The organism is Pseudomonas sp. CBZ-4 (genome assembly GCF_000346755.1).
Classification (GTDB): domain Bacteria; phylum Pseudomonadota; class Gammaproteobacteria; order Pseudomonadales; family Pseudomonadaceae; genus Aquipseudomonas.
In genome coordinates, this window is record NZ_ANNV01000066.1 from 24,545 (window position 1) to 40,714 (window position 16,170).

The 16,170-nt window shown below is 64.1% G+C and carries 2 protein-coding genes; one reads left to right on the top strand and one right to left on the bottom strand.

The window, feature by feature from the left end; all coding sequences use genetic code 11:
* Complete coding sequence (locus tag B348_RS0107900; protein WP_017735592.1) at positions 1-2,367, top strand: TonB-dependent siderophore receptor; 2,367 nt, start codon at positions 1-3, stop codon at positions 2,365-2,367.
* Positions 2,368-2,616: 249 nt separating this feature from the next.
* On the opposite strand, the gene B348_RS01000000129830 is transcribed toward B348_RS0107900, so the two are convergent.
* Entirely contained in the window at positions 2,617-16,170 is a 13,554-nt protein-coding gene (locus B348_RS01000000129830; RefSeq protein WP_017735593.1) for a non-ribosomal peptide synthetase, read from the bottom strand.

A 16,170-nucleotide genomic window follows, 5' to 3' on the forward strand; every position in this document is an offset into this window, starting at 1 on the left:
ATGCGCCGGGCCCTGCACTTCAACCTGTTGCCCAGCGCGCTGGCCCTGGCCGTGTCGCTGCCGATTGCTGGCTATGTGCAGGCACAGGAACTTGAGATCGACGTTCCGGCCCAGTCCCTGGGGAGCGCACTGCAAGAATTTGGTCGCCAGACCAACCTGCAAGTGCTGTACAGCCCGACCGACGTGGAAGGCAAGCGCAGCAATGCGGTCAAGGGCAAGCTCGACCCGGACCGCGCCATCACCAGCCTGCTCAAGGGCACCGGCGTCGGTTACGGCCTGCAAGGCAACACCATCAGCATCAGCGCCCATGCCGCTTCCGGCATGGAACTGGGCGCGACCCAGGTGACCGCCAACCAACTCGGCACCGTGACCGAAGGCACCGGTTCCTACACGCCGGGCACCATCGCCACTGCAACGCGCCTGGTACTGACCCCACGGGAGACGCCGCAATCGATCTCCGTGGTTACCCGCCAGGCGATGGACGACTTCGCCCTCAACTCGATTGACGACGTGATGCGTCATACGCCCGGCATTACTGTGTCGACCTATGACAGCGAGCGTACCAACTACTACTCGCGCGGCTTCTCCATCAACACCTTCCAGTACGATGGCATCCCGACCCTGCGTGACGCCCAGTACTCCGCCGGCCAGACCCTTACCGACATGGCCCTCTACGACCGCGTCGAAGTGCTCAAGGGTGCCACCGGCCTGCTCACTGGCGCCGGCGGCGTGGGTGGCACGCTCAACCTGATCCGCAAGAAACCGACCGCCGAGTTCCAGGGCAACATCGAGCTCGGCGCCGGCTCCTGGGACAACTACCGCTCGCAGATCGACGTCAGCGGCCCGTTGACCGAATCCGGCAACATCCGTGCGCGTGCGGTCGCGGCCTACAACGACAAGCACTCGTTTCTCGACCACTACACACGCAAGACCAGTGTGTTCTACGGGATTCTTGAAGCCGACCTCGACGAAGACACCCTGCTGACCGTCGGCGCCGACTACCAGGACAGCGACCCCAAAGGTTCCAGCTGGACCGGCAGCCGCATGATCTTCGACGCCGAAGGCAAAGAACTGGACTTGCCACGCTCGTTCAACAACGGGCCGAAATGGGGTTCGTGGGCGCAGTACACCCGCACCGCCTTCGCCACCCTGGAACACAACTTCAGCAATGGCTGGGTCGCCAAAGGCCAGTACAACCACCAGATCAACGGCTACCACGCGCCGCTGGCCGCCCTGTCCCAGGATCGAGGCAACCAAAGCTCGCTTTACGCACGTAAACACGTCGGCGAAACCACCAGCGACAGCCTGGATGGCTACGCCACCGGGCCGTTTGAACTGTTTGGCCGCGAACACGAACTGGTGGTGGGCCAGTCCGTCTCCATCAGCAAATGGAAAGGCAAGAGCTACGACGCCACCTTTGCGCCGGGCACCAACTCTGCGGACTTCTACAACTGGAACGGCAACATTCCGGAACCGGCGTGGTACCTCACCCGCGTCCTCGACCAGACCAGCCGCCAGACCGGCAGCTACGTCACCAGCCGTTTCAGCCTGACCGACGAAATGCACCTGCTGCTCGGCGCGCGCCTGGCCAACTACCAGGTCACTGGCACCAGCCGCTCTACCGAAAGTGGCAAAGTCGTGCCGTATGCCGGCCTGACCTACGACCTGAACGACAACTTCACCGCCTACACCAGCTACACCGAGATCTTCCAGCCGCAGACCGACTACCGCGACCGCAACGACCAGATGCTCGAACCGGATGAAGGCAAAAACTACGAAGTCGGTATCAAGGGCGAGTTCTTCAACGGCGCCCTGAACACCAGCCTCGCCTACTTCGAAGTGCACGAGACCAACCGGCCGGAACTCGATACTTCTGAGGGTGCGAGCCTGATCAACGACTCGCCGTACTACGGCATCAAGTCCAAGACCAAGGGCTACGAAGCGGAAATCTCCGGCGAAATCGCCACCGGCTGGCAGTTGCAGGCGGGTTACACGCACAAGGTGGCACGCGACGACAGCGGCAACAAGATCTCCACCTGGGAACCGGAAGACCAGGTCAACCTCTACACCACCTACAAACTCACCGGCCCGCTGGACAAACTGACCATCGGCGGTGGCGCACGCTGGCAGAGCGAGGGTTGGAAGTCGATCCGCAACTCTGGCCTGCGCCGCTCCGAAATCCTCACCCAAGACCCGTACTGGCTGGTTGACCTGATGGCCCGCTACCAGATCACCAAGAACCTGTCGGCGAGCGTCAACGTCAACAACGTGTTCGACAAGAACTACTACACCAACATCGGTTTCTATGACTCCGCCTACCCTGGCGACCCGCGCAACTTCATGGTCACCACCCGCTACAACTTCTAAACCCGGCGTCCAAACAAAAGCCCCGTATCGCGAGATACGGGGCTTTTTTTGTGCCTGCAAAAACACGGTGAGTCAGGTAACAAGGATGTCGTCTGTGCCGCCGCCATCGCAGGCAAGCCAGCTCCCACATTTTGAACGGTGTACACCTGACACAGCCTGTAAACCCAATCCCCTGTGGGAGCTGTCGAGCTTTAGCGAGGCTGCGAAGGCGGCGGCACAGACAATAGAGATATCGCCTGTGCCGCCGTTTTATGCCAGCGCGGCCACCAGGCTCTTGATGAACTCGGCATTATCGACAATCCGGTGGTGAGTCGTGTCGATCACCACCGAACGCTCGATCCCCGCCTGCCCAATCACTTCACGCAAACCACTTTCAATCAACGTCTGGTGCATCCCCGCTTCGCTGCGCGCCGCCCACCAGCAACTGACCGAGGCCTTGATCGGCCGGAAATCGGTAGCCTGCAAACGCTCATCGAGGATCTGCTTGATCGCCCACGACCGCTCGGTTTCACCACCGCTTTTCAGCTCGGCCTTGAGCGCCTGGAAGCTGGCGCCCAATGCCCCATCCGCCCAGTCGCACAGGTGCTGCCACTGCTGCTCCTCATCGTCATCCACCTGCTGAGCCTGCTGCCACTGCGCCTGGATCTGCTCGGCAGACGCCGGGAACATCACTTCCAGCATCTGTGCCCGGCGTTCAACCGCACTCGATTCCGGCTGCGACTGTGCAGCGCCCTGCTCCCAGAACGCGGTAAACCGCGCCGGCGGTGGTGCGTCGATCCAGCCGACAAACTCCACCGTGCGCCCGGCCTGCTCCAGCTGGTAAGCCACTTCCATCGCCAGGTTGCCACCCAGCGACCACCCCGCCAGGCGGAATGTACCCTGCGGCTGCGCGTCCAGCAGTTGCTGCGCATAGTCCGCGACCATCTGCGTCCAGCCCGGCACCGTACCGTCCTCCGTCACCAGGGCCCGGCAAATGATGCCGAACACCGGCCGTTGCTCACGCAACGCCAAGGCAATCGGCTTGTAGCAATGCACCGAGCCGAAACTGGGGTGGAACAGGTACAGCGGCGTACCTTGGGTCTGGCTGTTGAGCGGCACGATCAACGAACTGGGCGCATCACCCTCGATGCAACGGGCTTGCCCGGCCACCGTAGGGTTCAGCATCAGCTGGTTGACCGCCAGCGCGGCGCCGCAGAGACGGTTGATCCGTTCCTTGAGCAGCAACACCAACAACGAATGGCCACCCAACTCAAAGAAGTTGTCGTGCACACCGACGCGCTCAACCTCCAGCACTTCGGCCCAAATCCCCGCAATCCGCTGCTGCAACGCGGTTTGCGGCGCCGCGAATTCACGGCCTTGGCCAGCGGCATCCGGCTTGGGCAGCGCCTTGCGGTCCAGCTTGCCGTTGGGACTCAACGGCATCTGCTCCAGCACCACCCATTGCGCGGGCACCATGTAATCCGGCAAGTGCTTGGCCAGATGGCCGCTGACGTCCCCACGCCACTCGACGTCGGCGGCGTGCAGCACCACATAGCCCACCAGCTGTTTGTTATCGACCACCAGCACCGTGGCTTCGCGCACCGATGGGTGCTCCAGCAGACGCGCTTCGATTTCACCCAGCTCAATACGCAGGCCGCGCAACTTGACCTGATGATCGAGGCGCCCGAGGTATTCGATCACCCCGTCGCCACGCTGGCGCACGCGGTCGCCGGTGCGGTACAGACGCGCGCCGCTGTGGAACGGGCATGGCACAAACCGCTCGGCCGTCAACGCCGGACGCCGGTGATAACTGCGCGCCAGGCCTTCGCCGCCCAGGTACAACTCGCCGGCAACACCGACCGGCACCGGCAGCAGCTGCGCATCCAGCACATGGGTGCGCAGGTTGGCGATGGGTTCGCCGATAGGCACGGTGTCGCTGCCTTCATCGATACAAGTCCAATGGGTCACGTCGATGGCCGCTTCGGTCGGGCCGTACAGGTTGTACAGTCCAGCCTCCGGCAGCTTGGCGAAGACCTGTTGCTGCGCATCCACCGGCAACGCTTCGCCACTGCACACAATGCGTTGCAGGCTGTGGCAGGTGGACACGGCCGGGTCTTGCAGGAAAGCCTGCAACATCGACGGCACAAAGTGCAGCGTGGTGACGTGCTCGGCGTTGATCAGGCTGACCAGCCTGGCCGGATCGCGATGATCGCCCGGCGCTGCCACCACCAGGCGTGCGCCGGTCATCAGCGGCCAGAAGAACTCCCACACCGACACGTCAAAGCTGAACGGGGTCTTTTGCAGCACCGTATCCTGCCCATCCAAACCATAGGCCTGCTGCATCCAGCACAGCCGGTTGGTCAGTGCCGAATGGCGATTGCCCGCGCCTTTGGGTTGGCCGGTGGAGCCGGAGGTGTAGATCACATAGGCGAGGTTTTCCGGGTCGATCACGATGCCCGGGTTGTGCTCGCCATAACCGTCGAACCACGACTCACCCAGCACCAGGCTGTGCAGCCCCACCGGAATCGGCAGTTGTGCCAACAAATGCGCCTGGGTCAGCAGCAGCTTCACGCCGCTGTCTTCGAGCATGTAGGCCAGGCGTTCACGCGGATAGTCCGGGTCCAGCGGCACATAGGCACCGCCCGCCTTGAGGATCGCCAGCAAGCCGACGACCATTTCGATGGATCGCTCCACCGCCACGCCCACCAACACATCCGGCCCCACGCCCGCTTCGATCAAGCGATGGGCCAGGCGGTTGGCGCGACGGTTCAGTTCGGCATAGCTCAGACGGGTTTCGCCAAACGCCAGCGCCGGCGCATCCGGGGTGCGGACGACTTGCTCTTCCATCAACTGGTGTACACCGCGTTGCAGCGGATAAGCCTGCGCGGTGGCGTTCCAGTCGTGGACCGACACTTGCTGCTCGCCCTCGTCCAGCAACGGCAACTGGCCGATGTGCTGCTGTGCATCGCCGGCCATGCCTTCCAGCAGGTTCAGCCAGTGGCGTGCCATCCGCGCCGGGGTGGCCGCGTCGAACAAGTCCGTGGCATAGATCAGCGAGGCGAACAACGCATCACTGGATTCCTGGGTGCTGAGGCTCAGGTCGAACTGCGCGGTGCGGGTCTCCCACTCCAAACCGCTGACGTGCAGGCCCGGCAGCTGTTGCAGCTGGTCGGTGCTGTCGGTCTGGTGATTGAACATCACCTGGAACAACGGGTTGAAACTCAGGTTGCGCTCGGGGTGCAACGCCTCAACCAACTGTTCGAACGGCAAATCCTGGTGCGCCTGGGCTTCCAGCGCCCGTTGCTTGACCTGTTGCAGCAGTTGGCGGACGGTCAGTTGCCCGTCGATGTCGGCCTTGAGTACCTGGGTGTTGACGAAGAAGCCGATCAACCGCTCGGTTTCCTCACGGTTGCGGTTGGCAACTGGCACGCCGACGCGGATGTCCTGCTGCCCGCTGTAGCGGTGCAGCAAGGTCTGGAACGAGGCCAGCAGCAGCATGAACAGCGTGACTTCCTCACGTTGCGCCACCTGCCGCAGCTTCGCCAGCAAGGCCGGCGGCACGCTGATGTCGAGGCTCGCGCCGCGATGGCTTTGCAGGGTCGGGCGCGCATGGTCCAACGGCAATTCCAGCACCGGTTGCTCACCGCCCAGGCGCTCGCGCCAGTAGTCGAGCTGGCGGTGTTTTTCGCCGGCTTCCATCCAGCCGCGCTGCCAGCTCGCGTAGTCGGCGTATTGCAGCGCCATGTCCGGCAGTTGCAGGGCCTGGCCCTGGCTGTAGGCCGCATACAGGTGCACCAGCTCATCGACCATCACCTGCATCGACGCACCATCGGAGACGATATGGTGCTGCACCAGCACCAGCACGTGCTCATCCTCGGCCAAACGCACCAGGCTCACACGCATCAGCGGGCCGTGTTGCAAGTCGAACGGCTCGGCGATCTGTGCTTCCACCAGCGCCTGCAAGCCCGCCTCATCGGCCTCCAGTCGCAGGATCTCGACGTCGGCGTGCGCGGCAATCACCTGCACCGCGCGCTCGCCGTCCTGTTGCACGTGGGTGCGCAGGCTTTCATGACGGGCCACCAGGGTGTCGAAACTGCGCTGCAACGCGGCCGTGTCGAGGTGCCCCTTCAGGCGCAAGGTCCCGGGGATATGGTAAGCAGCGCTGTGCGGGTCCAGCTGCCAGAGGAACCACTGGCGCTCCTGGGCATAGGACAGCGGCAACGGCTCTTCACGCCCCACCGCCAGCATCGGCGGCGCCAACGGCTGGGCGTTCACGGCGTCGGCCAGCACGCTGGCGACGAAGCCGTGCAGGCGCGGCTGTTCAAACAGGCTGCGCAGCGGCACTTCGCGACCGAGCAGATTGCGCAGGCGCGAGATCACTTGCATCGCCAGCAACGAGTGGCCGCCCATTTCAAAGAAGTGGTCGCTCAGGCCGATGCGTTCGGCGCCGAGGATGTCGGCCCAGATTGCGGCGACTTGTTGTTCCAGTGCGGTGACCGGTGCGACCCAATCCTGTTGCGACTGGCTGGCGTCCGGCTTAGGCAACGCCTGGCGGTCCAGCTTGCCGTTCGGGTTGAGCGGCATGCGGTCGAGGAAGATCAGGTGCGCGGGCACCATGTAGTCCGGCAGTTGCTCGCGCAGCACGGCTTTCAGGGCTTCGGCATCTGTTGAGGCGGCGACAAGATAGGCGACCAATTGATTGTCAGCGGCCAACACCAGGGTTTCGCGCACACCTTCCTGGGCCAGCAACAGCGCCTCGATTTCCCCCAGTTCGATACGGAAACCGCGGATCTTCACCTGATGGTCCACGCGGCCAACGTATTCGATCACGCCGTCGGCGCGGTAACGCGCAAGATCACCAGTGCGATACAAGCGATCACCGCCGAACGGATCGGGGACAAAACGTTCGGCAGTCAGCAACGGACGATTCAAGTACGCCCGGGCCAGACCGCACTCGCTGCCGATGTACAACTCGCCGACAGCACCCAACGGCGCCAGATTCAAATCGCGATCCAGCACGTACAGCGCACGCCCCGGCAACGAACGACCAATCGGGCTGGCGGTGGCACCTATGGTTTCCGCGCCGCTGGTGCAATCCAATACGCTCGACACCACGGTGGCTTCCGTCGGGCCGTAGGTGTTCAGCAGACGTACATGACCAAGACCCGCCTTGAGCCACTGCGCCGGACCGTCCAGCGGCATCGCTTCGCCGCCGATATGGATCTGACGCAACGCCCCATAAGAACGCGGCCCCGCTGCCAGGCAATCGAGCAGGAACAGGTTCCAATAAGCGGTCGGCAAGTCCGCCAGGGTGATGCCTTGGCGGATGATTTCCGCGTACAGGCGGCCGCTGTCCCACAACTCCGCACCGCGCAAAACCACGGTCGCGCCATGGGTCAGCGCCGGATACAACTGCTCGACGAAACCATCGAAGTTCAGGGTAGCGAATTGCAGGACACGATCATCCTCGGTCAACCGCGAATAACCCGCCGCAATGCTGGAAAACTCGGTCAACGCCGCGTGGTTGATCGCCACGCCTTTCGGTTTGCCGGTGGAGCCCGAGGTGTAGATCACATAGGCGAGGTTCTGCGGATCAACCACTGCCTGCGGATTATCCTCGGCAAACAGAACGACCTGATCAATCGCCACGCTGCGCAGCCCTTCGGGCAACGGCATCGGCACATGGGATTGGGTCAGCACCAGGCTGACGCCGCTGTCTTCGAGCATGTGCAGCAGGCGTTCGCGCGGGTACTGCGGGTCCAGCGGCACATAGGCGCCGCCAGCCTTGAGGATCGCCAGCAGGCTGACCACCATGGCAAACGAACGCTCCACCGCAACACCGACCAACACCTCGGGGCCGACGCCTTGGGCGATCAGATAATGCGCCAACTGGTTAGCCTGCCGATTCAGCTCGGCGTAAGTCAGCGTCTGCTCATCGAGACACAGCGCAATCGCGTCGGGACGCCGTTGGGCTTGCTGCTCAAACAGACCCTGCACACCCAACGGGCTTTGGAACGCGGCGGCGCCGTTGTTCCACTGCACTTGCTCGACACCGGCCAGCAGCGGCAGCTCGGCGACCCGTTGGTGCGCATCGGCGGCCACCGCGTGCAGCAGGTGCTGCCAATGCTGCGCCATGCGCGCGATGGTCGCGTCGGTGAACAGGTCGGTGGCGTAAGTCAGCGTCGCAAACAGGCCATCGGCCGAGGCCTGGGTATCCAGGCTCAAGTCGAAATGCGCCGGATGGTTGTTGGACTCCAACCCCTCCAGACGCAGGCCCGGCAGTTGTTCGCCGCGCTGCACACGCAGCTCGGACTGGTGGTTGAACATCACCTGGAACAGCGGGTTGTGGCTCAGGCTGCGCTCCGGTTGCAGCGCTTCCACCAGTTGTTCGAACGGCAAATCCTGGTGCGCCTGGGCTTCCAGCGCGCGGCGCTTGGTCTGTTGCAGCACCTGGGCAAAGCTCATCTGCCCGTCGAGATCGGCCTTGAGCACCTGGGTGTTGACGAAGAAGCCGATCAGGCGCTCGGTCTCCACGCGGTTGCGGTTGGCAATCGGCACGCCGACGCGGATGTCCGACTGGCCGCTGTAGCGGTGCAGCAAGGTCTGGAACGAGGCCAGCAACAGCATGAACAGGGTCACGCCTTCACGCTGCGCCAGGGCCTTGAGACCGGCGACGGTATTCGCCTCCAGCGCCACATCCAGGCGCGCGCCGCGATAGCTCTGCACGGCCGGGCGCGGATGGTCGAGGGGCAATTCCAACACCGGTTGCTCGGCGCCCAACAGCTCGCGCCAATAGTGCAGCTGGCGTTGCTTCTCGCCGGCGTCCATCCAGGCGCGTTGCCACAGAGCGTAGTCGGCGTATTGCAGGGGCATGGCCGGCAACTGCGCGTCATGGCCCTGGCTGTACGCGGCGTACAGCTGCACCAACTCATCAACCATCACCTGCATCGACCAGCCGTCCGAGACGATATGGTGCTGCACCAGCACCAGCACATGTTCCTGCGCGCTCAATTGCAACAGCGTGACCCGCAGCAACGGGCCCTGGCGCAGATCGAACGGGCGGGCGATTTCCGCTTCCACCAGCGCTTGCACCTGTTCGGCGCTCGGGTGGTCGAGGGTAACGCTGTCGATGTGCAGCGTGGCCGCCGGCAGCACCTGTTGCAAGGTGCGCTCGCCGGCGCTGACAAATACGGTGCGCAGGGTTTCATGGCGCGCAAGCAGGCTGTCGAAGCTGCGCTGCAACGCCGCGCGGTCCAGTTCACCGCTCAGGCGCAAGGCGTTGGGCACGTGATAGGCGGCGCTTTGCGGCTCCAGTTGCCAGAGGAACCACTGGCGTTCCTGGGCGTAGGACAGGCTCAACGGCTGATCGCGCCCCACCGCCAGCATCGGCGGCGCCAACGGCGTTTCATCGGTTTGCAGGGCCTGCAAGGCCAGCACAAAACCTTCCAGTTGCGGCTGTTCAAACAACGTACGCAAGGCGATTTCCCGCGCCAGCAATTGGCGCACCCGCGAGATTACTTGCATGGCCAGCAGGGAATGCCCGCCCAGCTCGAAGAAGTGATCGCTCAGGCCAATGCGTTCGGCGCCGAGCACATCGGCCCAGATCGCGGCGACTTGCTGCTGCAACGCGGTGACCGGCGCGACCCACACGCCTTGAGACTGCGCGGCATCAGGTTGCGGCAGGCCCTTGCGGTCGAGTTTGCCGTTGGGGGTCAGCGGCATTTTGCTGAGGAACATGAAGTGCGCCGGCACCATATAGTCCGGCAGGTGGGTTTTCAGGGCGCGGCGCAGGGTTTCGCGGAACTCGGTTTCGTTGGCCAGCGGCGCATCGGCGGGCACGACGTAGGCTACCAGTTGCTTGCCGGTCGGGCTGTCTTGCGCGACGACGACGGTTTCACCGACGCTGTCCTGTTCCCGCAGGCGTGCTTCGATCTCGCCCAACTCGATGCGGAAACCACGGATTTTCACTTGGTGATCGACGCGGCCAAGATAGTCCACCACGCCGTCCGGGCGGCCACGGGTCAGGTCGCCGCTGCGGTACACACGGCTGCCGGGTTTGCCGAACGGGTCCGGCACGAAGCGTTCGGCGGTGAGCGCCGGACGCTCCAGGTAACCCCGCGCCACGCCCTCGCCGCCCAGGTACAACTCACCGGCCACGCCGATGGGTTGCAGGTTGAGTTGGGCGTCCAATACGTAGCCGCTGCGATTGCCCAACAGTGTGCCAATCGGTGCGTAAACGGCGCCGCATGGATCGCCACGGCGGGCCTTCCACAACAGCGGTGTGACCACGGTTTCAGTGGGGCCGTAGCCGTTGAACAGATACGTCGGCTTGAGCGCACGCCAGGCCAGATCGTAACTGGCCTGCGCCACTGCATCTCCACCGAAGCAGTAGACCCGCACAGCCGGTGGGTTGCCGTCGCGCTCGGCGTGCTCGGCCAGCTGTTGCAGGTACACCGGCGGGAACACCGCCATGGTCACGTTGTGGCGATGCATCTGCGCGTAGGTGTATTCCGGCAACCATAGGCTGTCGTCACGGATCAGCACGCTGGCACCGTTGATCAGCGGGTGCATCCAGCCTTCGTGGGAACCGTCGAAGGCGAAGGACATGAAGTGCAGTTCACAGTCGCTCGGGCTGGTTTCGTAGCGTTCGCCGGTGGCGATGATGTGTGCCACCAACGGGCCGTGGGAGACGGCGACACCTTTGGGCATGCCGGTGGAGCCAGAGGTGTAGATCACATAGGCGAGGTTGTCGCCGTCCAACGCCACTTGCGGCGCCGTCTCGGCGTAATCCTCGGTGTGATCAATCGCCAGCACTGCAAGACCTTCAGGAATCGGCAGTTGCGGCACCGCACTGCTGTGGCTCAGCAGCAACTTCGCGCGGCTGTCTTCCATCATGTACAGCAGGCGATCACGCGGATACTCGATGTCCAGCGGCACATACACGCCACCGGACTTCATCACGCCGAGGAACGCCACCAGGCTTTCGGCACAGCGCGGCATGGCGATGGCCACACGCACTTCCGGGCCGACGCCACGGGCGATCAGCGCATGGGCCAAACGGTTGGCCTGACGGTCCAGCTCGCCGTAGCTGAGGGTTTGCGCGTCGAACTTGACCGCCACCGCCTGGGGATTTTCACGGGCGCGGTCAGCGAACAGCTCATGCACCAAGCGGGCACTGGAGAAGCCCGACCCGCTGCGATCCCACAGTTGCAGGATGTGCTGCTGCTCGTCGCTATCAAGCAGGTTCAACTGCGCCACGTTCTGCTGCTGATCGGCAACCATCGCCTGCAACAGGTTCTGCCAATGCCGCGCCATGCGCGCAATGGTCGGCGCGTCGAACAGGTCGGTGCTGTAGCCGAGGGACGCCCACAGGCCGTCGCGGCTGTCGTGGGTGTCCAGGTCGAGGTCAAAGTGCGCGGTGCGCCGCTCCCAGGCCAGGTTTTCAATGTTCAGGTGCGCCAGTGCCAGCGGCTCACGCGGGCCGTCGGTCTGGTAGTTGAACATCACCTGGAACAGCGGGTTGAGGCTCAAGCTGCGTTCCGGTTGCAGGGCTTCCACCAGTTGTTCGAACGGCAGGTCCTGATGGGCCTGGGCGTCCAGCGCCCGTTGCTTGACCTGTTGCAGCAGCTGCGCAACGGTGGTCTGGCCGTCGATATCCGCCTTGAGCACCTGGGTGTTGACGAAGAAGCCGATCAGGCGCTCGGTCTCGACCCGGTTGCGGTTGGCGATAGGCACGCCGACGCGGATGTCCTGTTGGCCGCTGTAGCGGTGCAGCAAGGTCTGGAACGACGCCAATAGCAGCATGAACATCGTCACACCTTCGCGCTGGGCCAGGGCCTTGAGACTGGCCGCCAGCGCCGCCGGCAACGGCACGTCGAGGCGCGCGCCGCGATGGCTTTGCTGGGCCGGGCGCTGGTGATCGAACGGCAGTTCCAGCACCGGTTGCTCGCCGCCCAGCAGGTCGCGCCAGTAGCTCAACTGGCGTTGCTGTTCGCCAGCCTCCATCCAGTCGCGTTGCCACAGCGCATAGTCGGCGTACTGGATCGGCATGGCCGGCAACTGCGCCACTTCGCCCCTGCTGTAGGCGCTGTAGAGCTGCACCAGCTCATCCACCATCACGGCCATCGAGCCGCCATCGGAGATGATGTGGTGCTGCACCAGCACCAGCACATGCTCATCCGCCGCCAGGCGCAGCAAGGTCACACGCAGCAGCGGGCCTTGTTGCAAGTTGAACGGCCGCGCGATTTCGGTGGCGACCCGCGCGTGCAGGTCGGCCTCGTCGATATCGGCCAGCTCGATAGGCAGCGTGACCTGCGCACCAATCACCTGCACCGCGCCCTCGCCTTCCTGCTGCACATAGGTGCGCAGGCTATCGTGACGCGCGATCAGGGTGTTGAAGCTGCGCTGCAAGGCTTCGCTGTCCAGCTGGCCGCTAAGGCGCAAGGCGCTGGGGATATGGTAGGCGGCGCTGGCGGGGTCCAGTTGCCAGAGGAACCACTGGCGCTCCTGGGCGTAAGACAGCAGCAGCGGTTGCAGGCGATTGCGCGCCAGCAGCGGTGGTGCCTGTTCGACGCTTTCCAGCGCCTGCACCGCCGCGACAAAACCGGCCAGCCGGGGTTGTTCGAACACCAGTTTCAACGGCACTTCCTGCGACAGGACGTGACGCAGGCGTGAGACCACTTGCATCGCCAGCAACGAGTGACCGCCCATTTCAAAGAAGTGGTCGCTCAGGCCGACGCGTTCGGCGCCAAGGATGTCGGCCCAGATCGCGGCGACTTGTTGCTCCAGTTCGGTGACTGGCGCGACCCACGCCTGTTGCGCTTGGCTGGCGTCCGGTTTTGGCAGCGCCTGGCGGTCCAGCTTGCCGTTCGGGTTGAGCGGCATGCGGTCGAGGAAGATCAGGTGCGCGGGCACCATGTAGTCCGGCAACTGCTCGCGCAGCACGGCTTTCAGGGCTTCGGCGTCTGTTTCGGCGGCCACAAGATAAGCGACCAATTGATTGTCCGCCGCCAACACCAAGGTTTCGCGCACGCCGTCCTGGGCCAGCAACAGCGCCTCGATTTCCCCCAGTTCGATACGGAAACCGCGGATCTTCACCTGATGGTCCACACGGCCGACGTACTCGATCACGCCATCGGCGCGGTAGCGGGCCAAGTCGCCGGTGCGATACAGGCGGTCGCCGCCGAAGGGATCGGGCACGAAGCGCTCAGCAGTCAGTAACGGGCGATTCAGGTAAGCGCGAGCCAGACCGCACTCGCTGCCGATATACAACTCGCCGACAGCGCCCAACGGCGCCAGATTCAAATCGCGATCCAGCACGTACAGCGCACGCCCCGGCAACGAACGACCAATCGGGCTGGCGGTGGCACCTATGGTTTCCGCGCCGCTGGTGCAATCCAATACGCTCGACACCACGGTGGCTTCGGTCGGGCCGTAGGTGTTCAACAAGCGCACATGCCCCAGCCCAGCCTTGAGCCACTGCGCCGGACCGTCCAGCGGCATCGCTTCGCCGCCGATATGAATCTGACGCAACGCCCCGTAGGAACGCGGCCCCGCTGCCAGGCAGTCGAGAAGGAACAGGTTCCAGTAAGCCGTCGGCAAGTCGGCCAGGGTGATGCCTTGGCGGATGATTTCCGCGTACAAACGGCCGCTGTCCCACAGCTCTGCACCGCGCAATACCACGGTCGCGCCATGGGTCAGCGCCGGATACAGCTGCTCGACGAAGCCGTCAAAGTTCAACGTGGCGAATTGCAGGACACGATCATCCTCGCTCAACTGCGAATAACCGGCCGCGATGTTGGAGAACTCGGTCAACGCCGCGTGGTTGATCGCCACGCCTTTCGGTTTGCCGGTGGAGCCCGAGGTGTAGATCACATAGGCCAGGTTCTGCGGATCGACCGACACCTGCGGATTGCCCTCGGCACACCGCTGCAACGCGTCTGCGGCGTTGTCGATATCCAGCCGCGCCACGTCGGCGGGCAGCGGCAATTGCTGGGCGGACTGGCACAACACCAGGCGCACATGGCTGTCTTCGAGCATGTGCAGCAGGCGTTCGCGCGGGTATTGCGGGTCCAGCGGCACATAGGCGCCACCGGCCTTGAGAACCGCCAACAGGCTGACCACCATGGCGAACGAACGCTCCACCGCGACGCCCACCATGACTTCCGGGCCAACGCCCTGGCCGATCAGGTAGTGGGCCAACTGGTTGGCCTGGCGATTCAGTTCGGCGTAGGTCAGCGTCTGCTCATCCAAACACAGGGCAATCGCGTCGGGACGTCGTTGGGCTTGCCCCTCAAACAGGCCGTGCACACCCAGCGGGCTTTCGAAGGATGCACCGCCGCTGTTCCAGGCGTTCAGCATGTCGCGCTGTTCAGCGTCGGCCAGCAACGTCAGTTGCGCGAGACGGTTGCCAGCGCTGGCGACCATCCCGTGCAGCACGGTTTGCCAATGCTGCGCCATGCGCGCCACGGTGGCCGCCTCGAACAGGTCAGTGGCAAAGGTCCAGGAGGCCCACAGGCCGCTGTCGGTTTCTTCGGTGTCCAGGCTCAAGTCGAACTGCGCGCTCTCGCTGGCCCACTCCAGTGACGTCACGCCCAGCCCCGGCAATTGCTGCGCGCCGGCGTCTTTGCGGGTTTGCGCCTGGTGGTTGAACATCACCTGGAACAGCGGGTTGTGGCTCAGGCTGCGTTCCGGTTGCAGCGCCTCCACCAGTTGTTCGAACGGCAGGTCCTGGTGACTCTGGGCCTGCAACGTGCGTTCCTTGACCTGGGCCAGCAACTGGCGAAAGGTCATCTGGCCGTCAAGGTCGGCCTTGAGCACCTGGGTGTTGACGAAAAAGCCGATCAGGCGCTCGGTCTCGGCGCGGTTGCGGTTGGCGGTCGGCACGCCGACACGGATGTCCGACTGCCCGCTGTAGCGGTACAGCAGGGTCTGGAACGACGCCAGCAACAGCATGAACAGGGTCACGCCTTCGCGCTGCGCGAGGGCCTTGAGGCCGGCGACCAGCGCCGGTTCCAGCGCCATATCCTGACGCGCGCCGCGATAACTCTGGCGCGCTGGCCGTGGGTGATCGAACGGCAGTTCCAGCACCGGCTGGCTGCCGCCGAGTTGTTCGCGCCAGTAACCGAGTTGGCGTTCCTTCTCCCCCGCTTCCATCCAGCGCCGCTGCCACAGGGCGTAGTCGGCGTATTGAATCGGCAGTGCACCGAGCTGGCAGTCCTGGCCCTGGCTGTAGGCGGCGTAGAGCTGCATCAGCTCCTGCACCATCACGCCCATCGACCAACCATCGGAGACGATATGGTGCTGCACCAGCACCAACACCTGCTCGTCTTCGCCCAGGTTGAGCAGGTTCACCCGCAGCAAGGCACCCTGCTGTAAATCGAAGGGTTCGGCGATCAGCGCCTGCACCCGCGCTTGCAGCCCGGCTTCGCTGACCGCGCTTTCATCGATCTCGACGACGGCGTGGGCGAGCACCACCTGGGAGCGGTGGTCGCCGTCCAGGTGCAGGCGCGTGCGCAGGCTTTCATGGCGCGCCAGCAGGCTGTCGAAGCTGCGCTGCAAGGCGCTTTTATCCAGGCGCCCGCTCAGGCGCAGCACGCCGGGGATGTGGTAGGCGGCGCTGTGCGGGTCCAGTTGCCAGAGGAACCATTGGCGCTCCTGGGCGTAGGACAGCGGCAGCGCTTCACCGGCCTCGCGGGCCGCGGCAATCGGCAGTTGCCCGAAGCTCATGCCACGGGTTTGCAAACGTTGGTAGAACTGCTGGCGTTGTTCCAGAGGCAGGCGAAGAAAGCGCGACACCAGGTCGATATTAGGGTTGGAAAGCAT

What these genes read in the sequence shown, in the direction of transcription:
- B348_RS0107900 (WP_017735592.1), top strand. Translation starts at nt 1, where the DNA reads ATGCGCCGGGCCCTGCACTTCAACCTGTTGCCCAGCGCGCTGGCCCTG.
- B348_RS01000000129830 (WP_017735593.1), bottom strand. Translation starts at nt 16,170, where the DNA reads ATGCTTTCCAACCCTAATATCGACCTGGTGTCGCGCTTTCTTCGCCTG.